General features: G+C 55.3%; 15 protein-coding genes and 1 pseudogene. All 16 read left to right on the forward strand.

The annotated features are described in order from the left end of the window. The first annotated feature begins 102 nt into the window (after positions 1 to 102). The 16 genes and pseudogenes from RHM59_RS00785 (at position 103) to pseC (ending at position 23,347) form a co-directional block, all read left to right on the forward strand. On the forward strand, positions 103 to 1,914 hold the full coding sequence (locus RHM59_RS00785) for a flagellar hook-basal body complex protein (RefSeq protein WP_322184090.1): 1,812 nt from the start codon (positions 103 to 105) through the stop codon (positions 1,912 to 1,914). A gap of 531 nt (positions 1,915 to 2,445) precedes the next feature. Further along, positions 2,446 to 3,183, forward strand: a complete 738-nt coding sequence (locus RHM59_RS00795; RefSeq protein ID WP_322168419.1) for a flagellar basal body rod protein FlgF — start codon at positions 2,446 to 2,448, stop codon at positions 3,181 to 3,183. A 46-nt stretch (positions 3,184 to 3,229) separates the two neighbouring features. Further along, positions 3,230 to 4,018, forward strand: coding sequence for a flagellar basal-body rod protein FlgG (flgG, locus tag RHM59_RS00800; RefSeq protein ID WP_322168421.1), 789 nt, complete (start codon positions 3,230 to 3,232; stop codon positions 4,016 to 4,018). A gap of 93 nt (positions 4,019 to 4,111) precedes the next feature. Beyond that, on the forward strand, positions 4,112 to 4,837 hold the full coding sequence (gene flgH / locus RHM59_RS00805; RefSeq protein WP_322285744.1) for a flagellar basal body L-ring protein FlgH: 726 nt from the start codon (positions 4,112 to 4,114) through the stop codon (positions 4,835 to 4,837). Between the two features lie 13 nt (positions 4,838 to 4,850). Continuing rightward, positions 4,851 to 5,960 carry a flagellar basal body P-ring protein FlgI gene (locus RHM59_RS00810; RefSeq protein WP_416194762.1) on the forward strand — a complete coding sequence of 370 codons (1,110 nt, stop codon included), beginning with the start codon at positions 4,851 to 4,853 and terminating at the stop codon, positions 5,958 to 5,960. A gap of 10 nt (positions 5,961 to 5,970) precedes the next feature. Further along, the gene (gene flgJ, locus RHM59_RS00815) at positions 5,971 to 7,329 is read left to right on the forward strand and encodes a flagellar assembly peptidoglycan hydrolase FlgJ (protein ID WP_322168425.1); all 1,359 of its coding nucleotides are present in this window, start codon (positions 5,971 to 5,973) and stop codon (positions 7,327 to 7,329) included. Between the two features lie 10 nt (positions 7,330 to 7,339). Next, entirely contained in the window at positions 7,340 to 9,394 is a 2,055-nt protein-coding gene (flgK, locus tag RHM59_RS00820; RefSeq protein WP_322168427.1) for a flagellar hook-associated protein FlgK, read from the forward strand. 13 nt (positions 9,395 to 9,407) lie between these two features. After that, positions 9,408 to 11,024 carry a flagellar hook-associated protein 3 gene (locus RHM59_RS00825; protein ID WP_322285745.1) on the forward strand — a complete coding sequence of 539 codons (1,617 nt, stop codon included), beginning with the start codon at positions 9,408 to 9,410 and terminating at the stop codon, positions 11,022 to 11,024. 115 nt (positions 11,025 to 11,139) lie between these two features. After that, positions 11,140 to 14,724, forward strand: coding sequence for a glycosyltransferase (locus RHM59_RS00830; RefSeq protein ID WP_322168431.1), 3,585 nt, complete (start codon positions 11,140 to 11,142; stop codon positions 14,722 to 14,724). A gap of 200 nt (positions 14,725 to 14,924) precedes the next feature. Further along, positions 14,925 to 15,698: a glucose-1-phosphate cytidylyltransferase gene (gene rfbF, locus RHM59_RS00835; RefSeq protein ID WP_322168433.1), complete on the forward strand. Its 774-nt coding sequence runs from the start codon at positions 14,925 to 14,927 to the stop codon at positions 15,696 to 15,698. Then, positions 15,680 to 16,804 (forward strand): CDP-glucose 4,6-dehydratase, encoded by a 1,125-nt coding sequence (gene rfbG, locus RHM59_RS00840; protein WP_322168435.1) that lies wholly within the window; start codon positions 15,680 to 15,682, stop codon positions 16,802 to 16,804. Before rfbF ends, rfbG begins: the two co-directional genes overlap by 19 nt. Next, positions 16,801 to 18,027 (forward strand): class I SAM-dependent methyltransferase, encoded by a 1,227-nt coding sequence (locus tag RHM59_RS00845; protein WP_322285746.1) that lies wholly within the window; start codon positions 16,801 to 16,803, stop codon positions 18,025 to 18,027. The genes rfbG and RHM59_RS00845 overlap by 4 nt, the downstream gene beginning before the upstream one ends. Before the next feature lie 5 nt (positions 18,028 to 18,032). Beyond that, a pseudogene (locus RHM59_RS00850) lies at positions 18,033 to 18,146 on the forward strand (NAD-dependent epimerase/dehydratase family protein); the annotation flags it as partial. Positions 18,147 to 18,199: 53 nt separating this feature from the next. Next, the gene (locus RHM59_RS00855; protein ID WP_322168439.1) at positions 18,200 to 21,127 is read left to right on the forward strand and encodes a glycosyltransferase family 2 protein; all 2,928 of its coding nucleotides are present in this window, start codon (positions 18,200 to 18,202) and stop codon (positions 21,125 to 21,127) included. A gap of 28 nt (positions 21,128 to 21,155) precedes the next feature. Next, a complete protein-coding gene (gene pseB / locus RHM59_RS00860) occupies positions 21,156 to 22,181 on the forward strand; it encodes a UDP-N-acetylglucosamine 4,6-dehydratase (inverting) (RefSeq protein ID WP_322168441.1) in 1,026 nt (341 codons plus the stop codon). After that, a complete protein-coding gene (pseC, locus tag RHM59_RS00865) occupies positions 22,178 to 23,347 on the forward strand; it encodes a UDP-4-amino-4,6-dideoxy-N-acetyl-beta-L-altrosamine transaminase (protein WP_322168443.1) in 1,170 nt (389 codons plus the stop codon). Before pseB ends, pseC begins: the two co-directional genes overlap by 4 nt. Position 23,348: the final 1 nt, after the last annotated feature.

Here is a 23,348-nt window from a genome sequence, read left to right on the forward strand (position 1 = left end):
AATTTCCTACTTTAGTTAATGCGAGAATAAAAACCGCAGATAGACACTGCGAAAAAAAACGCATTTAACGATAGTGCCATCGATGATGGTACGGGAGTCTCTATGTCATTCAATGTTGCGCTGAATGGGTTACACGCTGCCCATAAAAGACTGGAAGTGGCCAGCAATAATATTGCTAACGTCGGAACCCATGGGTTCAAATCATCGCGGGCAGAGTTCACGGCGCTGTATTCCGGCGCCATGCTGGGGCGCGTTGGCAATGCGGTAGGCGATGGCGTGCGGCTGGCGAACGTTGCACAGAATTTCAGCCAGGGGGAGATCGGCTCAAGTTCTGAGAGGGTGCTGGACTTGCGCATACAGGGAAAAGGATTTTTTGTGGTCAGTGATAGTGGCGCATTAAGTTACACCCGCGCTGGAGCGTTTATAAAGGACGCGAACGACTATATTGTGGATACTCAAGGCAGTCGTCTGCAGGGCTACGGTGTTAATGATAAAGGTGCCGTGGTTAATGGTATTCGTGCCGACTTGAAAATCAACACCGGTAACATGGCCGCTAAAACCACCAGCGTAATTGGCCAGACAATCAACCTGGACTCTTCGCTGCCCTCGCTGGCTGCACTGCCGAACTTCAACCGGGATGACCCTGCTACTTATTCCAGTGTGCTGACTAAAACTATTCAGGACGGCGGGGCGGCGGCAGTAGCGGAGGTCAAAGGAAAAGATGTTCAAGGTAACGAGGCGGTACGTGTTTCGGCCACGCCTGCGATTGCTCCAGCGGACCACGAACTTAAACAATACTTTGTGAAAACGGATGCTAACCGTTGGACGATGTACACGTTGATCAATGGCCGTCACCCAATTGATCCAGGCACTACCTCGCCGCTGGTGGCAACGATCACTAAACAGCCAGATGGCAGCATTTCATTGGTAAGCGAGGGCGACCTGATCAAGAAGACCTCTAACACGGAGTTTCCGTTGGCGGGTTGGACGCCTTCTCGTGAGGTTGATGGCATATGGTCCGCAAGCCCCGCCGTTAACAACGGTCCAATTGTGCTGTCGCTCAGCGAGGGAGGCGTCAACGGGCTTGATGAGGTAGGTGCGGTAATGAGCCGGAGCGTGCCGAGGTTCAATGCGGCCGATATCACCACGTTCAACAAGCTGTTTTCCACGGCGATCTTTGACAGTTTGGGCAATCAGCACGAGCTGACTCAACATTTTGTCAAAGACGGTACTAACAGTTGGAAGATGCATGTGCTGGTCAGCGGGCGCAATCCGACAACACCGGATCTAGAAGCGCCGCTTACCGCTAGCCTGATCTTCAATGCCGACGGCAGCGTTCGATCAATGACGGGAGGCGAAGGCTTGAGCGTGGAAAATAACGTTGTCACGTTAAAAAGCTGGGTCCCGGCCAGGGTGCTCGATGCAGGCAAAAGCAGTGAGAAGTGGACTACAAACGGCGCTCAGGGCAGCGTGGCCGGTATCGCCATCGATATGAAAAATCTCTCCCAACATAACGCAACCACCGGCCGCACCACCGCCCAGCAAGACGGCTATGCGGCAGGGCAGCTTGAGGTGGTCAGCATCGGCGTTAATGGTGTGATCCAAGCGGGTTTCAGCAATGGCCAAAACAAGAGTATTGGCCAACTGATGCTTGCCACGTTTGCCAATGAGCAGGGACTACTGCCAGACAGCACAACCCGCTGGAGAGAAACCAGCGCTTCTGGCATGGCCAAATTGGACGCACCCGGATCGGGTGGAATAGGCGGCATTGTTTCTGGGTCATTAGAGGGCTCCAACGTCAAGCTGACCGATGAGCTGGTGGAGTTGATTCAGGCGCAAACGGCCTATCAAGCCAACTCTAAAGCATTGTCCACTGAGGCAACGTTGATGCAGACCTTAATACAAGCCATCTAAGCAGCGCAGGCGAGCAAGAGCCTCGACCTGTCGGGGCTTTTGTTGAGCGTGCCGTTCGGTTCAGAGCTTGCAGTCAGATTTTTTAAAAGGGCCGGCCAACCGAACCCAACCGGATCCTGGGCTGTTTTGCGCGCAGACAACCCGGGTTGAGCCTTGCCATGTATACCAAGGCGCAGGCCCAGCCATTGCCGCGCCGCAGGCGACTAGCAGACAAAGGGTTAGTGCGTGAATGAATGGCATAAAAGCCTCATGGGTCTGTAGGTTCACTTGTCTGCCGCGCAGTTTCTGCTTGTCGCGCGACCGTGCGCTTGCGTCGAGCGAGGTTTTTTTGGCGCGGTCCTTTTCATAGGATGAGCAAATGCGGCAATCCACCGCCGCGTTCGTTCGTTCACCGAGATCTGACGATTAGCCTTAGCCCATTAACATTGGCGAATCAACGCTTTGTATCAGTCCTGACAAGTTGGTTCGAATATTGCTTCAGCGTGATTAGAACATCTACATACGGCAAGCGTCTGTCAGAGGAGGAAAACTGTGGATAAGTTGCTTTACGTCGCCATGAGCGGAGCGTCTGAGAACGCGATAGCCCAGAAGGCTCACGCCAACAACCTGGCGAACATCACCACCACTGGCTTTCAGCGTGACCTCGAACAGGCGCGTTCGATGCCGGTGTACGGGGACGTCATGCCTTCGCGGGCGTACGCCTTGAGCGAACGTCCGGGAACTGATCTTTCTGAAGGCGCGATGATGGAAACCGGCCGTGATCTCGATGTTGCCGTCAAAGGCGGCGGCTGGATCGCGGTGCAAACTCCCGACGGTGGCGAAGCCTATACCAGTACCGCGAGCATGAACGTCGATGCCCTGGGTGTGTTGCGCAATGGCAATGGTTTGCCGGTCATGGGCAATGGTGGGCCCATTGCCGTACCGCCCGAGCAGCAAATCGAAATCGGTGCCGACGGCACTATTAGTATTCGCTCATTGGGCGAAAGCCCGAAAGTGATGGCACAGATTGATCGCATCAAGCTGGTCAAGCCGGACTTGAGCAACATGGAAAAAGGCCCTGATGGCCTGCTTCATACCAAGGACGGCAAGCCTGCCGCCGTAAACGGTGACGTTCAGGTCGAGTCCGGGTTCTTGCACGCGAGCAACGTTAACGCGGTGGAAGAAATGACCCAGGTGCTGGCCCTTTCGCGCCAATTCGAATTGCACATCAAGATGATGAAAACCGCCGAAACCAACGATGAGTCGGTGGCGCGAGTCTTGCAGAGCTAACCATTGATAGCTTGCGCCGAATACCAGGCGCTCGAGGAGAGAAATAATGCTTCCGGCACTTTACGTCAGCAAAACCGGTCTCGCCGCTCAGGACATTAACCTGACGACCATTTCCAACAACTTGGCAAACGTCTCGACCACTGGTTTCAAACGTGATCGTGCTGAATTCCAAGACTTGCTCTATCAGATCAAGCGTCAGCCTGGTGCCCAGTCGACGCAGGACAGCGAACTGCCGTCCGGCCTGCAATTGGGTACGGGTGTGCGCATCGTCGGTACGCAAAAGAACTTCAGCGCCGGCAGCTTGCAAACCACCGATCAGCCCCTCGACCTTGCGGTTAACGGTCGCGGTTTTTTCCAGATTCGCCAGCCTGACGGCACGGTCGCCTACACCCGCGACGGTACGTTCCACCTGGACACCAATGGCCAAATCGTGACAGCGAGTGGTTTCGCTCTGGAACCCGCTATCGTCGTGCCACAGCAAGCCCAGACATTCACTGTCGGCCAGGACGGCACGGTGTCAATCACCTTGGCGAGCTCCAGTGCCACGCCGCAGATCATCGGCAACATACAGACCGCTGACTTCATCAACCCGGCCGGTCTGCAATCGAAAGGCAGCAACCTGTTTCTGGAAACCGCTTCCAGCGGTGCGCCACAAGTCGGCACACCTGGCTTGAATGGCTTCGGTACCACTCAGCAGAACACATTGGAAGCGTCAAACGTGAGCACCGTTGAGGAGATGGTCAACATGATCACTACCCAGCGCGCTTATGAGATGAACTCCAAAGTGGTTTCTACCGCCGACCAGATGCTGCAATACGTCACGCAAAATCTGTAAAACCCTGATGGGCCACTTCGGCCTGTCACGTTACCTGATCAACTGGATGGGGTACCTGATAAGTACCTGCTGCACCGCGAGGTTTTAAGTGTCATGAAACGGCTTCCTGTTCTGCGGCTTGTCCGACTGACTGCTCTGTTGGTAGCCCCGTTTTGCGCAATCGCATTACTGGCCGGCTGTGTTGCGCCTGTGGCCAAGCCCAATGACCCTTTCTACGCGCCGGTGTTGCCACGAACGCCACTGCCCTCCGCTGCCAATAACGGTTCGATCTACCAAGCCGGTTTTGAGCAGAACCTCTACGACGACCGCAAGGCTTATCGGGTGGGGGATATCATCACCATCACGCTTTCCGAGAAGATGGCGGCCAGTAAAGCGGCCAGTGACGGCATCACCAAAAACAGCAGCAACAGCATCGGCCTGACCTCGTTGTTCGGTGGTGGCCTCAACACCAGTAACCCGCTGGGCAGCGGCGACCTGAGTTTGAACGTGGGCTATAACGGCGCCCGCACCACCAAAGGCGATGCCAAGGCGGCGCAAAGCAACAGCCTGACCGGCTCGGTGACAGTGACGGTGGCAGAAGTGTTGCCCAACGGTATTCTCGCGGTCCGGGGTGAAAAGTGGATGACTCTTAACACCGGTGACGAACTGGTGCGAATTGCCGGCCTGATTCGCGCCGATGACATCGCCACCGACAACACCGTGTCGTCGACGCGGGTAGCGGATGCACGTATCACGTATGCGGGGACCGGTTCGTTTGCCGATTCCAACCAACCGGGGTGGTTCGATCGTTTCTTCCTCAGCCCGTTGTTCCCTTTCTGATAGCGGGTGAGACATGACCACGTTCAAACAACTGATGGTGGCGATACTGCTCTCGTCTACTGCCCTCGGCGCACACGCCGAGCGGTTGAAAGACATCGCCAGTATTTCCGGGGTGCGGACTAACCAATTGATCGGTTACGGCTTGGTGGTTGGCCTCAACGGCACCGGCGACCAAACCACCCAGACGCCCTTTACCCTGCAGACTTTCAACAACATGCTGGCTCAGTTCGGGATCAAGGTTCCTGCGGGTTCCGGCACCGTGCAATTGAAAAACGTTGCAGCGGTGGCCATTTACGCGGACCTGCCAGCGTTCGCCAAACCGGGTCAGATGGTCGATATTACGGTGTCGTCCATCGGTAACTCGAAAAGCCTGCGCGGCGGCAGCCTGTTGATGACACCCATGAAGGGTGTTGACGGCAACGTCTACGCCATCGCCCAGGGCAACCTGGTGGTGGGTGGTTTCGATGCTGAAGGTCGTGACGGCTCAAAGATCACCGTTAACGTTCCCTCAGCCGGTCGGATTCCTGGCGGCGCCTCGGTCGAACGCGCTGTACCGAGTGGGTTCAATCAAGGCAACAGCCTGACGTTCAACCTCAACCGTTCTGACTTCACCACCGCCAAGCGGGTGGTCGACAAGATCAACGACATGCTCGGCCCTGGCGTTGCACAAGCCCTCGACGGCGGCTCGATACGGGTGACCGCGCCGATGGACCCAAGCCAGCGGGTTGAGTACTTGTCCGTGCTGGAAAACCTGGAAGTCGATCCAGGCCAGGCCTCAGCCAAAGTCATTATCAACTCGCGTACCGGCACCATCGTGATCGGCCAGAACGTTCGGGTTTCTCCGGCGGCCGTTACCCACGGCAGCTTGACTGTCACCATCACTGAAGACCCAATCGTCAGTCAGCCAGGCGCGCTGTCCGGCGGCCAGACGGCGGTGGTTCCACGCTCTCGACTCAACGCGGCACAAGAACTGCACCCGATGTTTAAGTTCGGTCCAGGTACCACGCTGGATGAAATCGTACGCGCGGTTAACCAGGTCGGTGCTGCTCCAGGCGACTTGATGGCGATTCTGGAAGCCTTGAAACAAGCCGGCGCGCTGCAAGCCGACCTGATTGTGATTTAAGGAGCCGCCCATGGACATTCCCTCCAGTGCCGCGCCAACCGCCGGCGATTCGGGTGCTTACTCTGACCTCAATCGCCTGAACTCCCTGAAAACCGGCGATCGCGACAGCACCGGCAACCTGAAAAAGGTGGCCCAGGAATTTGAGTCGCTGTTCGTCAGCCAGATGCTCAAGTCTATGCGCTCGGCTAACGAAGTGCTGGCCAAAGACAATCCGATGAACACCTCGGAAATGCGCCAGTACCAGGAAATGTACGACCAGCAACTGTCCGTCACCATGTCCCGGCAGGGCGGCGGTATCGGTCTGCAAGACGTGTTGATGCGGCAACTGTCGAAAATCAAGGCTTCCGAGACAGCTCCGGCGACCACCGCCGGCAACTTGACAACGTTGGGTGGCAAATTTACCGACCTGAAACGCTCGAACGTGCCGCGTCCAGACACCAGCCTTTTGGCCGATCAGGCCAGTCCGGATACGGATGCTGATGCCGTCAAAAGCACCGGTCTGGCGCTGCAAATTGCTCAGCGCCCGCTGTGGGCGACGCGCTCAGTGGCAGCGGATCATCGATTGGCGGCGGCGACTGCTTCCGCCGATGTGGGCTTGCATAACGACGTTGCGAAGCTCAATGCCCGTCGATTGGCGCTGCCCAGCAGCCTTGCCGATCGCTTGCTGGCCGGAATCGTCCCGACGACCACGCCAACCCTTGGCCAAGCGAGCGCGAGCGCCGGTACGGCAACCGCAGCGGCGCGCAATGGCGCGACCTACGCCGGGAATGGCGACTGGACTCAAAACCCGTCGCTGACAGCATCCGGGGGCGCGATGCAGATTTTGGGTCGGGCCATGGCCCAGATACCCTTGGCGCCGAGCAAGAAAACTTTCGCCAGCCAAGACGCGTTCGTCGCGACCATGTTGCCCCTGGCCAAGGACGCGGCCGCACGTATTGGTGTCGATCCGACGGTGCTGGTTGCACAGGCCGCGTTGGAAACGGGCTGGGGTAAATCCATCATGCGTCAACAGGACGGCAGCAACAGCCACAACCTATTCGGTATCAAGGCTCAGGGTGGCTGGCAAGGTCCAGAGGCGCGAGCAATCACCAGCGAGTTTCGCGACGGGCAGATGGTCAAGGAGACAGCGGACTTCCGCTCGTATGATTCCTACGCCGACAGCTTCCATGATCTGGTGACGGTGCTGCAGAACAATAGTCGCTATCAAGGTGTGCTGAAATCTGCCGATAACCCGGAACAGTTTGTGAAAGAGCTGCAGAAGGCTGGCTATGCCACTGACCCAGACTACGCCAGCAAGATTTCGCAAATTGCCAAGCAGATGAAGAGTTACCAAACCTACGCCGCAGCGGGCTCTTCCACGACTTTATAAGGCTTGAACCATGTCTCTGATTTCAATTGGGCTTTCGGGGCTGACTGCAAACTCTGCAGCGCTCAACACCATCAGTAACAACATCTCCAACGTCGATACCGCCGGGTATTCGCGTCAGCAGGTGGTTACCAGTGCTTCGGCGCCGCAGAACGTCGGTTACGGCTATATCGGTACCGGCACTACGCTGATGGACGTCCGTCGAATCTATAACAGCTACCTCGACAGCCAATTGCAAACCAGTACTTCGTTGAGCTCTGACACCACGGCGTTTCTTGGGCAAGTCAGCTCGACCGATACCTTGCTCTCCGATTCCAGTACCGGCGTCGCCAGCGTATTGACGACCTTCTTCACTCAGTTGCAAGCCGTCTCGACGAACCCCACCGATGCCGGTGCCCGCTCGCAGTTGCTCACCACCGCAGGTTCTCTGAGCAGCCGCTTTAACTCGATTTCAGCACAGCTAAGCAGCCAGAGCACCGACATCAATAGTCAATTGACTACCCTGGCATCGCAGGTCAATACGCTGTCGGCGTCGATTGCAAATTTGAACAAACAGATTACCCAAGCGTCAGCCACTGGCTCGACGCCCAATTCTATGCTCGACTCGCGCAACGAAGCGGTGCGCCAGCTCAACATGCTGGTGGGCGCAAAAGTCATCGACAACAATGGCAGCTACGACATCACCATTGGTACCGGCCAGACCTTGGTCAGTGGCACCAGCGTCAATACTTTGTCCGCAGGCCCGAGCAGCAGTGACCCGAGCCAATACAACCTATCGGTAAGCTACGGACAAAGTAGTACAGACGTGACCTCGGTAGTGACCGGCGGCAGCATTGGCGGCCTGTTGCGTTACCGCAGCGATGTGCTGGCGCCAGCGACCAACGAGCTGGGGCGCGTTGCGTTGACCGTATCGGATCAAATCAACAGCCAGTTGAATCAAGGCGTCGACCTAAACGGCGCATTTGGCTCCAATCTGTTCAGCAGCATCAACACGGCCACTCAGGTCAGCCAGCGCAGTATTGCTTCTATGGGCAACAGTGCCGGGTCGGGCAACCTGGATGTCACCATCGCCGACACCAGTAAGATTACCGCCAGTGATTATCAAGTCACCTTTACCAGCGCCACCGCTTACGACGTCAAGCGTCTGCCGGACGGCACGGACATGGGCGCGTACGACCTTGCGACCACACCGACACCCGTTATCGATGGTTTTTCCATCGCGAAAAATGGTGGGGCGTTCAGTGCCGGCGATAGCTTCAAAGTCACGCCAACCCGTAACGCTGCGGGTAACATCACCACGACCATGACCGACCCCAACGCCCTGGCGGCTGCAGCGCCCATATCCGCCTCGGCGGGCGCCAGCAACAAGGGCAGCACGACGATTTCGCAACAACCGACCATCACCACCCCGATCGATATTTACGACGCTTCTAGCAGCGCGGATCTGCGCACGGGCATTACCAATTCGACACCCATCAAGTTGGTTTTCGGTGCCGCGACTAGTGGTTCCCAGAGCTACACGATGTTCAACGCCCAAGGCACGTCGATTGGCAGCGGCACTATCGTCCCAGGCCAATCCAACACCTTGAACCTGAAGGTGCCGATGGTCGATGCCAGCGGCAATGCGATCAACACGACCGGTGCGTCGCCGGTACAGAAGACCTTCACCGTTCAGATGACTATTTCCGGAACACCTACCGCTAACGACAGCTACAGCCTGTCAATGACGGCAGCGGGGTCTTCCGATAACCGCAACGCTTCAGCGACCTCGGCCTTGCAGTCGGCACCAACGATAGGTGTCTCGGGCACCAGCACCGGTATCAGTCTTTCTGACGCCTACGGCAAGCTGGTAGGCACCGTGGGCGCGCAAGCGGCCCAGGCCAAAAGCGACAACGCCGCGACCACGGCCATCGTGACCCAAGCCAAGGCCGCTCGGGATTCGGTGTCGGGTGTCAACCTCGACGAAGAAACCGCCAACCTGGTCAAGTATCAGCAGTACTACACCGCCTCGTCGCAGATCATCAAGACTGCACAAGACATGTTTACCACTTTGATCAACGCTCTCTAAGGGGTCGTAAATCATGCGTATTTCTACAGGTCAGTTTTTCGACGCGAGTGCGGCCAACTATCAGCGCATCTACAGCAACACGCTGTCCACTGGCCAGGAAGTCAGCAGTCAGATCAAGCTTAATACCGCCGCTGATGATCCGGACGGCGCGACGCGTTTGCTGCAACTGGGGCAACAAAGTTCTCTGCTCGGTCAATACTCCTCGAACATGACAGCGGCCAACGCGACGATGACCCAGGCGCAGTCGGCAATGACCGGTATCCAAACCGCGTTGGGGCGGGCACAGGAATTGGTAGTCGGCGGTGCTAACGGCACGAACACCGATAAGGACCGTCTAGCCAACTCTGAAGAGTTAACCCAGATCCAGGCGCAAGTCTTGTCGCTGATGAACAGCCAAGATGCCAACGGTCAGTACATATTTTCCGGTTCCAAGTCGTCGACACCGCCTTATTCGCAGAACTCAGACGGAACGTACAGCTACAACGGTGACCAGACCTCGAGCAGCGTGCCGATCGGCAACGGCTTGTCGATTGCCACCAACACCACCGGTTGGGACGCGTTTGAACAAGCTACCAATACCGCCCGTACGTCCACGACCATGACTTCACCGACTACCGATGACGGGCGGATAAATCTGTCTGCTGGTCAGGTGACGAACAGCGTAACGTTTAACTCTGCGTTCGCCAGTGGTCAGCCCTACACAGTCAGTTTTCTCAGCAGCACCACGTACAAGATTACTGACAATATGAACCTAGACGTTACGTCGGCATCCAGCGGAAACGGCACGTTTAGCTCCACCAGCTCGGCCAGCCAAAGCATCGGGTTTCGTGGGCTTGAAATTAGCCTGAATACCAACCTGAGCACTGCCGACAAAACGGCAACGGGAACGCAGACGGCAACGCAAGTAGCCGACGCCGCTGTCGCGGGACACACGTTCCAACTGGCCGCAACCCCTGACACCTTTTCAACGTCGCGCAGCCCCGGCAATGCCTCGACTACGGTCATCACCAGTGCTGCCGAGACCGATGCCACCGCCTATAGCAGCAGCTTTCCACCGGGCGGCGCGGTCCTGAAATTCACCAGCCCCACCCAATTTGATTTGTATGCCGCGCCTATTACATCCACCAGCAAGGCGGTATCCAGCGGCACCGTAAATACCTCGGGCACCCCATCAATTACCACGGCCACGGCGGCCGGTATTACCTTCAGCCTCAGCGGTACGCCAGCGGCGTCTGATACCTTCTCGGTTCAGGCCAATACCCACCAGTCGCAAAACGTACTGAACACCTTGGCGGCCGCTGCGGCTGCATTGGCTGCACCGTCTGACGGCAACCCGGTTGCCCAGCAGAAACTGGCTGCATCCATGGATGCGGCCATCGGTAACTTGGATAAAGCCAACACCTTGGTCCAAAGCGCCATTAGTAACTCCGGTGCACGGCAAAAAATCATCATCAACCAAGGTGCTACCAACGACACCTTGGTCATTGGCAACACCGTCGCCCAAGGCGTGATTCGCGACTCGGATCCGGTCGAGGCCTACACCCGCTTGACGTTGCAGACCACCATGTTGTCGGCTGCACAGCTCGCCTTCAGCAAAATCTCACAGTTGGGTCTGTTCAACAAAGTCTAAAAACGCTCGTTCGACGTTACGACCGGCTACTAACGGCGGTCATGATTATCTACTGGTTCAGGGCGCTCGCTGGTCGAGCGCAGCGCCCGCCGCCCACCGCTTATGAGTTCTCGCCGTGAATCCACTTCCCCTCGTCAGTATTGTGATCCCCGCCTATAACCCACGGTTTTTTCAGCGGACATTGCACAGTGCGTTGAATCAGACATACACAAATTATGAGATTGTGATTTGTGACGATTGCCGTACGGAAGGGATCAAAGAGGTTGTTGATTCGTTTGCCGAATTCAGCGCGGTGCCAGTTCGCTATATCAAAAACCCGCAGCGTTTGGGGTTTGTTGGTAATTTGCTCAACTGCCTGAGTGAAGCCCAAGGCGAGTTCATTAAGTTTCTGTGCGATGACGATCAGTTGTTTCCGTTGTGTCTTGAATCGCAGGTAAAGGGCTTTACTGACTACAAAGATATTAATCTGGTGATTGGTCAGCGTTATTTTTGGGATGCCGACGACGTCCAACTGCCGGATCGCATCGGTAATATTGCGCTCTGTCACGTGAATAGCGTATTAAAAGGCGGGGACGTACTTGGTATCTTTGAGCTCTATCCGAATAATTTTGTAGGTGGTCTGAGCAGTGCGCTGATGCGGTGTTCGGTAGTACAGGAATATCTGCCTTTATTGGCAGAAGGGAACCAATTCGTCGCATTACTCGACATGATGTTGTACAGCTGCTTGTTGCGTCGCGGCAATATGGTGGCACTGTGTGACGTTTTAATAATTGAGCGGCTTCATCATGATCGTTTAAGCCACCAGCAGTTAATGATTGATGCGATGGTTGACGAAATTCCACTGGCTATAGCGATGTTGGAAGCGCGTAGCGGCGAATTGCCGCCAGCCTCAGGATACGTCCGTTTTGTACCCTTGGCTGCTGCGAACGCGGTGCCAATTGTCTGGTCCGAATTGGGTACAAGTCGTTCCTTGGGCAATCGAGTGGGGAGCATGCAGGGGAAAGTAGGGAGCTACAGTGAAAATTTTTCAGAGTTTTATGCTGAATGGCTGGCGTACAAAGTTATATCCGCAGGGCAGAAGAACATGCTGCCGGTCACACTGTCGCATTGGCCAAAACAACCCAAAATTGTTCCTGTCATCATTGATGACAAAGGCAGTCGTGCCAGTCTGGCGATTACCTCGCACAGTATTGCAACGCAGCTTTATGCTCCGGATTTAGTGATCGTTTTATCTGCGGGCTGTACCGAAACCTCTCTAAAGGGCAACGTATTTACGCTACCGTTGCAGGACGATTGGATTGCTCAGGTCAATGAGTTGTTGACGCAACTCAACGGCGCCGAATGGTTCTACCTGCTTCGGGCGGGTGATCGCTTGGTGGAGTCTGCGCTGTTAATGTTGGCCGACCGGGTGGTCAATAATGAGGCCATAAAGTGCATTTATACGGATGAAGGTGCTTTGCACAGCGGCGAGTCGGCAGAGCCCGTATTCAAGCCTGACTTCAATCTCGATTTGTTCCGCAGCTATCCTTTTGTAGGCCGGTGTTTGGCCTTTGATCGCGAAAGCTACTTAGCGCTGGGTGGTTTTGATTCAAACCATGGCGAGTTGGCGCCGCACGACCTGTTATGGCGTGTGTATGAGTGTCATGGTGAAAGGGCGGTACATCATATTGCGGATATCGTACTGGAGTCGCAGTTAACCTTTGCTCAATGGTTATCGTCGGCATCGGTTGTTGAGCAAAATGCCCGTGTTGTGGGTGCTCATTTGCAGCGTTCGGGTATCGCCTACAGCATCCAGCCCAACGTTGAGACAGCGGTCAACAAAATCACTTACCTGCACGCCGAGCGTCCGCTGGTATCGATTATTATCCTTCATACGGATCAGTTGATAGCCTTGCAGCGTTGTATCGAATCGCTCTTGGAAAAAACAGCCTATCCCCATTTCGAAGTGTTGATTGTCGACAGCGGCAGCATATCCGTTGAAGCCCGTGACTGGCTAAGTGGCATAGCGCAGATGAACTCGGACAAGTTACGCGTTCTTGAGCACTCAGAGCCTGCTAGCGTGCCCACGCTACGTAACTTCGGCGCCGCGCATGCGCGGGGCGACTATTTATTGATTCTCAGCACCTACATCGTTATCACTCAAGCCGAATGGTTGGATGGCCTGCTGAGCCATGCGCAACGTCCTGAGGTAGGTGTGGTTGGCCCCAAAGTCTTCAACCCGCAAGGTCTGGTTTTGCAGGCGGGTATCATTCTCGGGCTGGACGGGAGCGCGGGTTATCAGTTTTACGGCGAAAACAAGAATGCCAACGGCTATATGCATCGATTGCAGGTGCCACAGAATTTAAGTGCGGTAGGCTCTTATTGCTTGATAGTACGCCGGAGTCTCTTCGTCAGCATTGGCGGATTAGACGACGTTGAGTTCAGTGAAGGGTTCGACGAAATCGATTTATGCCTGCGAGTACGCGACGCGGGGTTTTTAGTGGTTTGGACCCCTGAGGTGCAACTGGCTATTGGTAGTCGACGTGTGGTGGGTTCGACTGAGGCGCAAGCTCAACGTAGGGCGCTACAGCAGGACGCCTTTCTTGAACATCGGTTAGCGTTAATTGCACATGACCCGGCCTACAATCAGAATTTTGCAATGAACGGTTGCAGCTATCGATTGGAATCCTGCATGAAAACTGGCTGGAGTCCATTCTCATCCACGTCATTGCCTGAACTATTAATTTTGCCAATTAACTCTTCGGCTGTTGGGCACTACCGCATGAGCGAACCTTTTTTTCAGCTCGAAGCGGTAGGCAGGGTCGTTGGGCAAATAGCTTATGAATGGCCCACCTTGGCAGAAATCCAACGTCGAGCGCCTGATGTTGCGGTGTTTCAAGGACGGTATTTTCAGGGCGGCGTTCTGCAAATCGGCTCGATGAAGAAGCATTTCAACACGCGGCGCATTTATGAGCTTGATGATAACGTCATCGAGGTCCCGAAGAAGAACGGACATATGCGCAACTCTCCCTCGGCCGATGTGATGACTGAAGTGATCCGTCAAGGTATTGCCCTTTGTGATCGGGTAGTCGTGTCTACTGCAGCGTTGGGCGATGTTCTTTCGAGTATGCACTCTGACATCAGGGTCGTGCCCAATATGCTGGCTACTCGGTTGTGGAGTAATCTTCGCGGTGCTCGCCAAACATCAACAAAGCCCCGGATTGGCTGGGGCGGTGGCACCAGCCACACCGGCGATCTTGAGATCATTGCCGATGTTATTCGCGAGTTGGCGGATGAAGTTGAGTGGGTGTTTTTTGGTATGTGTCCAAAGGCGCTACGCCCCTACCTGCACGAGTTTCATCCGGTCGTTGGTATGGACCAGTACCCAGCGAAGTTGGCAAGTTTGAACCTGGATCTTGCGCTGGCACCGCTGGAGTTTCATATTTTCAATGACTGTAAGAGCAATCTTCGGTTGTTGGAATATGGCGCGTGCGGTTTCCCGGTCATTTGTACCAACACCAAGGCGTATGAGGGATACATGCCATGTACGCGCATTTTGACAAATACGACCGATGAGTGGCTGCAGGCCATCCGCATGCACTTGGCCGATCCCGAGGCCAGCTACCGAATGGGCGATGACCTACGTGAGGTCGTTCTGCGCGACTACATGCTGCGCGACAACAATTTGCAGCAGTGGGTTACCGGCTGGTTGGCAGATTAACGTCGATTTTTTATAAAATGCAGGTCAGCTCGGGCAATCTGAGCTGGCATGCTTCCTGCTAAATCTCCCTCATGTGCCATAAATTGTTTAGTCCCGGCGCAGCAGCGAACGTTGCGCATCAGGTAGCAGACGGTACATTCATACGGTCTGCGAAGCCTATACCGCTTGGCTGAACCGTTAATGGAACAAGAGAGAGCAGGATGAAGGCAGTAATTCTGGCGGGCGGTCTGGGTACACGAATCAGTGAAGAGTCGCATCTCAAGCCCAAACCGATGATCGAAATTGGTGGTAAGCCAATTCTTTGGCACATCATGAAACAGTACTCGGCTCACGGTATCAACGACTTCATCATCTGCCTCGGCTACAAGGGTTACGCGATTAAGGACTTCTTCGCCAACTACTTTCTGCACACCTCGGACGTCACGTTCGACATGGTCGCCAACCGCATGGACGTGCACCAGAATTATAGCGAGCCGTGGCGGGTCACACTGGTGGATACCGGTGAAGACACTCAGACCGGTGGCCGTCTGCGAAGAGCTGCCAGTCATATTGAGAACGAAGAAGCCTTTTGTTTTACCTACGGTGATGGCGTCTCGGATCTGAATATCGGCGCGTTGGTGGATTTTCATCTGTCTCACGGCAAATTAGCGACCGTGACCGCAGTGCAACCGCCAGGACGTTATGGCGCCCTGGATCGCCTGGGCAATTCGGTACAGGGTTTTACTGAAAAGCCCCGAGGCGATGGCGGTTGGATCAACGGTGGCTTTTTTGTGCTTTCGCCAAAAGTTTTGCCTTTCATTAAAAGCGACTTAACCCCGTGGGAAGCTGAGCCTTTGGCAGACCTCGCGGCTGGCGGCCATCTAATGGCGTTCCAACATGATGGTTTTTGGCAACCCATGGATACCTTGCGCGACAAGAATCATCTCGAAGAGCTGTGGCAAAAAGGGGAGGCCCCATGGAAGCAGTGGGACTGAGCCCAGAATTCTGGCGTGGTAAGCGGGTTCTGCTCACCGGTCACACTGGCTTTAAAGGCAGCTGGTTAGCGCTCTGGTTAAAGAGCCTGGGTGCTAATGTCACCGGCTTTGCATTGGATCCTTCGACCGAGCCGAATTTGTATGCGCTTGCGCAGGTGGGCGTTGGCTTAAACGATCAGCGCGGCGACTTGCGTGACTTGGGCGCGTTGCTGGAAGTGATGACGGATGTCGAGCCCGAGATTGTGTTGCACCTCGCGGCCCAACCGCTGGTGCGCGAAGGCTATCGTGACCCGTTAGGCACTTATTCCAGCAACGTGATGGGCACCCTTAACCTGCTTGAGGCTATTCGTCAGGTAGGCTGTGTCCGGGCCTGCGTGTTAGTGACCACCGATAAGGTTTACGCCAACAAAGAATGGCTGTGGCCGTACCGCGAGAGTGAAGCGCTGGGTGGGCATGATCCTTACAGCAGCAGCAAAGCCTGTTGTGAGCTGTTGGCTCAATCCTATGCTGCGTCATTCTTCGCTGCTGATCGCTACGCCGAACATGGTCTGGCGTTAGCCACCGCGCGAGCCGGCAATGTGCTCGGCGGTGGCGATTTCGCGCCTGAGCGTTTAATCCCTGACGTACTTAAAGCCTGGTCAGCGGGCGAACCGGTCACGTTGCGTTATCCACAGGCTGTCAGGCCTTGGCAACACGCCTTGGAACCCTTGGCGGGCTACTTGCAATTGGCTGCTGCGCTGTATGAAAAAGGCCCGGAATTTGGCGGCCCCTGGAATTTTGGTCCAAGCGAGAGCGATATGTGCAGCGTCGGCGAGGTGGTGGATCAGCTCGCTCAACGCTGGCCGCTAGCGCCCGGACTGCGTATCGAACCCAGCGATTTGCATGAGGCCGCTCTGTTACGCCTCGACAGCAGTCGCGCTCACCAGTTGTTAGCTTGGCATCCACGCTGGTCGCTGCAGCAGGGTCTTGAACAGACACTGGATTGGCACTTGGCCTGGAAGGGTGGCGCTGACATGGGTGAGGTGACGCTGGCTCAATTGAATCAGTATCGAGGTCTGTCGGAACGAGGGCGCTCGTACCCTGTGCTCGCCGGAGTATTGCCATGAAGTGCAGAGGTTGCGCCACTCCACTGGCTTTTCCGTTGATTGATCTCGGTACGGCGCCCCCGTCCAACGCTTATATTACCGAGGAGCAACTTGGGCAATCGGAGCAGTGGGTGCCGCTCAAGGTTCAGGTGTGTCAGGCCTGTTGGCTGGTACAGACCGAGGACTACACCAGCGCTGAAAGTTTGTTCGACGCCGATTATGCCTACTTCAGTTCGTACTCCAGCACATGGTTGGCGCACGCCGAGCGATACGTGGCCAAGATGGTCGAGCGCTTTGGTTTAACCACGCAAAGCCGGGTTGTAGAAATTGCCGCTAATGACGGCTACCTCCTGCAATACGTAGCTCAACGTGGCATTGCATGTCTTGGGATTGAACCCACCCACAGCACAGCACTGGCGGCCAGAGAAAAAGGCCTGGATATTCGTGAAATGTTCTTCGGTCAGACGGCTGCTGCGCAACTGTTGGCGCAGGGTTGGGCTGCGGACTTGATGGCCGCGAACAATGTCTTGGCACACGTCCCTGACATCAATGACTTTCTCAGCGGTTTTGCCCTGTTGTTGAAACCGAGCGGCGTTGCGACGTTCGAGTTTCCGCACCTGCTGACACTGATGGCGGGCGCCCAGTTCGATACGCTTTACCACGAGCATTATTCGTATTTGTCGCTGACGGCGGTCCAGCTGTTGTGCGAGCGCAATGGCCTGGAAGTTTTTGATGTGAGCGAGCTGCCTACACACGGCGGTTCGTTGCGGGTGTTTGTGCAACGTGCCGATGGGACGCGTCGGGCGCTTGAACCGGCGGTGCAACGAGTACTGGACATCGAATTGTCAGCCGGGATGAAAACGCGTGAGTTTTATTCCACGCTGGCACCCGCTGCCGAGCAGATCAAACACGATCTGTTGCGGTTTTTGCTGCAAGCGAAAGCCGACGGCAAGCGTGTGGTGGGCTACGGTGCTGCGGCGAAGGGCAATACGTTGCTCAACTACGCCGGGGTCAAGCCTGACTTGTTGGCATGGGTGGCAGATGCCAACCCGCATAAACAGGGTAAATTTTTGCCGGGTAGCCGGATTCCGGTGGTGGCGCCTGAACGGTTGGCCATTGAAAAGCCGGATTACGTGCTGATTCTGCCTTGGAATTTGTTAAGCGAAGTCAGTGAGCAGCAGGCGCACGTTCGCGAGTGGGGCGGGCAGTTTGTCATTGCCGTGCCCAAATTGATTGTCCTGTGAAGGGTATGCATGGTCTGGTCACGGGGGCGACGGGGGTTGTCGGTCGCCCTCTCGTCGAGGCTTTGTTGGCGAGGGGTTGTCAGATTCGCGCGGTTAGACACACTGCTGTGCCAAGTGCATTAATGAAAATGCGACAGTTACCTTATTTTTGGTTTGCCGGTTGGGGAAGTTTATGAAAAACACGTACAGTCTTGATCTTGCATCGTCGTTGTCTGAGCGCCTTACGCTGGTAATAACGACTCACAATCGCCCGGCGTTTTTACTCAGGGCGCTGCAGTATTACGTTGATTTTCCCTGCAAGATTCTTGTACTTGATTCCTCCCCGGTGCTCTGTAAGGGACTCGCTGAACGTTTTCCGAATGTCGATTACCAGCATCTCCCGCAGTTTGGCTACGGTGTGTTGCAGGCTAAACTTGCTCATGGCGTCGCCTTGGTAACGACCCCGTATATGTTGTTCGCTGCTGATGATGATTTCATCTTGCACAGCGGGATTACCCAATCGCTGGAGTTCCTTGAAGCGACGCCTGACTATGGCGCCTGTTACGGCTATAGCGTGATGTATATGACGCAAGGCAATAAGGTCCAATATTATCGTCGCGATAAGAAAGTGCAGGAGGATTATTCATCTGACCGGCCTGAGCGACGTATTAGGGATTTCTTAAGTCAGTTCATACCGCCGTTCTATTCAGTAACACGGACAGAGATTCTACGTGATTGGTTCGCAGTAGTGCCTCTGGATATCGGTTTTGAGTGGGCCGAAATTGGCCATGCTTATTATCTTTCCATGTCCGCCAAAGTCAGGATTCTTCCGATTCCGTACAGTGTGCGTGAGACGAAGTATACGTCAGACCACGGAAGTAACGTAGTCAACGTTCTCAAACCGCTCGATCCTAAATTAGAGTCAGAGCGGCAGCACTACGCTGAGTTCTTCTCCAGCCTTTCTACGACCATCACCGATCTCAGCCTTGAGCAAATCAAGCAATCGACGCTGGAAAGTTTTGAAGCGATGAAGGAGGGGCTAATGACCGCAGTAGCGTTGACGGTGAAGCCTATCTTTGATTCGAGTTGGAGCAGTCCACTCGAGGGGCCACAACGACGTTTCAATCCTGAGCAGTTTGTTGAAATGCCTTTTTACAACAAGGCGTTTTTTGATCAACTGACTGATATTGAATTCTTGGCTCACGCCATGCCTGCGGGGCTGCTGCAGCTCGAGGTACTTGAGGGTATCTGGGTCCAGCAAGATGAGGCGCTGCGGGTACACGACACCGATAACCTTAAAACAATCACGGGGCGTTTGTGGCCAGCGATGGACCTTAGTCCGTTTAATAAACGGCTCGTTGAAACGCTCGCGAATAATCTGAAGCTGTTGGCGGAGCCGGAAGAGGCCGCAGCGATGTTTGATTGGGTGCAGCGGCTGGACGCTATATCGATTGAAGACCGCAGCGCCCAACTGGCAAGCATGCCCTCCGGTCGTTTATTAAAATGGCTTGAACAGCGTACGCCTAGCGTGGACGAGGCAGCGTTGATTGCCGGGCACCTTGAGATCCACCAGGGCGGCCCTCAGTTTTGCATTATGTTGTTGAACACCGACAACGACAACAGTAAGTTGCAGATCACGCTCGATAGCTTGATGGAAAGCGAGTTTAGAGCGTTCAAGATAGTCGTGTTTACCAACGGCATGCCGGCGACTACTACAACGGCACAAGACATGCTTCACTTCGTTAAAGTTAATGCTGATAACTATATAGATAAACTTAATCAAGTAGCACGGGAAACGTCCTGTGACTGGGTAATCTTGGCAAACGGTGGTGATCAGTTCACCCGCAGCGGTTTATTACGCACGAGCCTGGAGTTGTTGGCAGCACCTCAATGCCGTGCAGTGTTTGCCGACGAGATTCAACGCGTGCCTGGTGGCTCGCTACACGATGTGTTCCGTCAGGGATTTAGCTTGGACATGCTGAGAAGCCTGCCCTCATTAATGGCGCGGCATTGGCTGATCCGCAAAGACGTATTCGTAGAGGCCGGTGGTTACTCAGCCGATTTTTCCGGAGCATTAGAATTCGATTTGCTGTTGCGCATCATCGAACGTGGCGGTATGGATTGGTTGGCGCATTTAGACGAGCCGTTGCTAATTTGTGATCAGCCGTGGACAGATGAAAATAGCCATGAAAGCCTGGCGTTGAACCGTCACCTCACCAGTTACGGTTATAAGGCGAAAGTTAACTCCAAACTGCCGGGCACTTATCAAGTCGATTATCGTCACCGCACCCAACCCAAGGTGTCGATCATCGTGCAAAGCCACGATAACGTAGGTTCGCTTAAGCAATGTTTAACCAGCGTGTTGCTGAAAACTCGCTACAGACTGTATGAAGTACTGATTGTGGACAACCAGAGTACCGACCCAGAGACGGTTACGTGGTTGGGTCAACAGGAGCATGAAGGACGTCGAGTGCGCGTGTTACGCAACGAACAAGGCCTTAATGCCTCTGCGTTGCTCAATGAAGCCTGCCGCCAGGCAACAGGCGATTACTTGGTATTGCTGTCGGACGACGGTGAGGTCGTTAGCCCGAACTGGATCGAGTTGCTGCTTAACCAAGCCCAACGCCCTGAAGTCGGGGTCGTCGGCGCCAAGCTGATGGAGCGTGACGGCACAATCACCCAGGCCGGGTTGATTCTCGGTTTGAACGACGGCGTTGGTTCGCCGTTTGTGGGTGAAAAGGAAGACGCCAACGGATACCTGCAACGTCTACGGGTAGAACAAAGCTATTCCGCCGTGTCAGCCAACTGTTTGATGGTCCGCAAAGCACTCTTCGACGCCGTCGGTGGTCTGGACGAGACCGATTTCGCCGAGGCCTACAGTGACGTCGATCTGTGCCTGAAAATTAGACAAACCGGCCACATGACGGTGTGGACGCCACAGGTCGAAATCATTCATCCGGGCACGATGCCGAAGTCTGCAGGCGCGCTAGAAAAACTGCGCACCAAATGGAGCAGTCAGTTTGCCCACGACCCAGCCTACAACAGCAACCTGTCCCTGATAGGCAAGGGGTTCACCCTCGGTGACGCGTCCAGTGTGAACTGGGCTCCATTGCTCGTTTAAGTCAGGTATTGGTCTAAGGACTCACAGCATGTTCAACGGCAAATCGATTTTCATCTCTGGCGGCACGGGTTCATTCGGCCGTAATTTCATTCGTCGCTTGCTGGAACAGTACCAGCCCAAGCGCGTCGTGGTGTTTTCACGCGACGAGCTCAAGCAATACGAAATGCAGCAAACGTTCAATGCACCGTGCATGCGTTATTTTCTTGGCGATGTGCGCGATGCCGAGCGTTTGCGGGTGGCAATGAGAGGGATCGATTACGTGGTGCATGCGGCTGCTCTTAAGCAGGTGCCAGCAGCGGAATACAACCCGACGGAGTTCATCCGAACCAACGTCAATGGCGCGGAAAATATTATTGCCGCCGCCATCGACAACGGGGTGAAGCGGGTGATCGCCTTGTCTACAGACAAGGCCGCCAGCCCGATCAATTTGTACGGCGCAACCAAGTTGCTGTCAGACAAACTGTTCGTCGCGGCGAACAATATTGCCGGAGACCAATCGACCCGTTTCTCGGTAGTACGTTACGGCAACGTCGCGGGCTCCCGAGGGTCGGTAGTTCCATTTTTCAGCAAGCTGATCAGCGAAGGTGCGCGGGAACTGCCAATCACCGATGTGCGCATGACACGCTTCTGGATCACCCTCGATCATGGCGTGCAATTCGTGCTCGACAGTTTTGCCCGGATGCATGGCGGGGAAGTGTTCGTGCCGAAAATTCCGTCGATTCGGGTGGTGGATTTGGCCAAAGGCATGGCGGCGCATTTGCCGCACACGATTGTCGGTATCCGTCCCGGTGAAAAGCTTCATGAACTGATGGTGCCGTTGGACGACGCGCGCATGACCATAGAGTTCAAGGATCATTACACCATTCAACCGTCGATTCGCTTCACCAGCGTCGATGTCGATTTTGCCATCGACGGTGTGGGTGAGCAGGGCGTGGCGGTGAATGAAGATTTTGAATACCGCTCCGACATCAACCCCGAATTTTTGAGTGTGGGGCAGATTTCAGCCCTGCACGAAGAGTCACCTCCCCAGCGGCCGGTCGAGCTGCCGGCATGAGCACCTTTTCGATTCCTTATGGGCGACAGAACATCGACCAAACGGACATCGACGCCGTAGTGGCGGTTCTTAAATCGCCGTGGCTGACTCAAGGCCCGACCATTGAACGCTTTGAAGCGGCAATGGCCGAGCATTGCGAGGCTGATTTCGCGGTAGCGGTGTGCAATGCCACGGCGGCGCTGCATATCGCGTGTCTGGCTGCCGGGTTGGGCGAGGGTGACTGGTTATGGACCACGCCCAATACCTTTGTGGCCTCCGCCAACTGCGGACGCTATTGCGGTGCCGAGGTTGATTTTGTCGACATTGACCCGCTGACCTGGAACCTTGATGCGGATGTGCTGGCGAAAAAGCTCGTCGCTGCCGAGGCCGCTGGGGCATTGCCCAAAGTAGTGGTTGCGGTCGCTTTTTCCGGCCAAAGCTGTGACCTGCGCGCGATGGCGGCACTGGCTGAACGTTACGGATTTACGTTAATTGAAGACGCATCCCATGCAGTGGGCGCGACGTACCTTGGGCGTCCTGTTGGGTGTGGCGCGTACGCGGCGATGACCATTTTCAGTTTTCACCCGGTGAAGATTATTACCTCGGGCGAAGGCGGGATGGTCTTGACCAATCGACCGGCGTTGGCCGAACGGTTACGTCGGTTGCGCAGCCATGGGATTACCGCTGATCCGGCGCAGGTGTCGGTGCCCAGCGAGGGGCTTTGGTACTACCAGCAAGTCGAGCTGGGTTTCAACTATCGGATGACAGATTTGCACGCTGCGCTGGGGCTTTCGCAGATAGCCCGGCTCGAGGGTTTTATCGCGCGACGGCGCCAGTTGGCGGCTCGTTATGATCGACTGTTGGCCGGTCTTCCCATTCAGCTCCCCAGCGCACAAGCCGGTGCTGAATCGGCGTGGCACCTCTACGTGGTGCGGGTGCATTTTGATCGGCTCACACTCAGCCAGCGAGACTTGTTCGACGCCATGCGGGCGGCGGGTATCGGGGTGAACCTGCATTACATTCCAGTGCATCTGCAACCGTATTACCAAAGTATGGGCTTTGGCGAGGGTGATTTTCCGGTGGCCGAAGGTTATTTCGGTGAAGCAGTCAGCTTGCCGCTGTTCCCTGATCTGACCGATGAGCAACAAGACTATGTGATCGAGCAGCTGCGCCGCCTTTTGGCCTAAG

This window comes from Pseudomonas sp. MH10 (genome assembly GCF_034353045.1).
GTDB lineage: Bacteria > Pseudomonadota > Gammaproteobacteria > Pseudomonadales > Pseudomonadaceae > Aquipseudomonas.

What these genes read in the sequence shown, in the direction of transcription:
- RHM59_RS00785 (WP_322184090.1), top strand. Translation starts at nt 103, where the DNA reads ATGTCATTCAATGTTGCGCTGAATGGGTTACACGCTGCCCATAAAAGA.
- flgG (WP_322168421.1), top strand. Translation starts at nt 3,230, where the DNA reads ATGCTTCCGGCACTTTACGTCAGCAAAACCGGTCTCGCCGCTCAGGAC.
- flgH (WP_322285744.1), top strand. Translation starts at nt 4,112, where the DNA reads ATGAAACGGCTTCCTGTTCTGCGGCTTGTCCGACTGACTGCTCTGTTG.
- RHM59_RS00810 (WP_416194762.1), top strand. Translation starts at nt 4,851, where the DNA reads ATGACCACGTTCAAACAACTGATGGTGGCGATACTGCTCTCGTCTACT.
- flgJ (WP_322168425.1), top strand. Translation starts at nt 5,971, where the DNA reads ATGGACATTCCCTCCAGTGCCGCGCCAACCGCCGGCGATTCGGGTGCT.
- flgK (WP_322168427.1), top strand. Translation starts at nt 7,340, where the DNA reads ATGTCTCTGATTTCAATTGGGCTTTCGGGGCTGACTGCAAACTCTGCA.
- RHM59_RS00825 (WP_322285745.1), top strand. Translation starts at nt 9,408, where the DNA reads ATGCGTATTTCTACAGGTCAGTTTTTCGACGCGAGTGCGGCCAACTAT.
- rfbF (WP_322168433.1), top strand. Translation starts at nt 14,925, where the DNA reads ATGAAGGCAGTAATTCTGGCGGGCGGTCTGGGTACACGAATCAGTGAA.
- rfbG (WP_322168435.1), top strand. Translation starts at nt 15,680, where the DNA reads ATGGAAGCAGTGGGACTGAGCCCAGAATTCTGGCGTGGTAAGCGGGTT.
- RHM59_RS00845 (WP_322285746.1), top strand. Translation starts at nt 16,801, where the DNA reads ATGAAGTGCAGAGGTTGCGCCACTCCACTGGCTTTTCCGTTGATTGAT.
- RHM59_RS00855 (WP_322168439.1), top strand. Translation starts at nt 18,200, where the DNA reads ATGAAAAACACGTACAGTCTTGATCTTGCATCGTCGTTGTCTGAGCGC.
- pseB (WP_322168441.1), top strand. Translation starts at nt 21,156, where the DNA reads ATGTTCAACGGCAAATCGATTTTCATCTCTGGCGGCACGGGTTCATTC.
- pseC (WP_322168443.1), top strand. Translation starts at nt 22,178, where the DNA reads ATGAGCACCTTTTCGATTCCTTATGGGCGACAGAACATCGACCAAACG.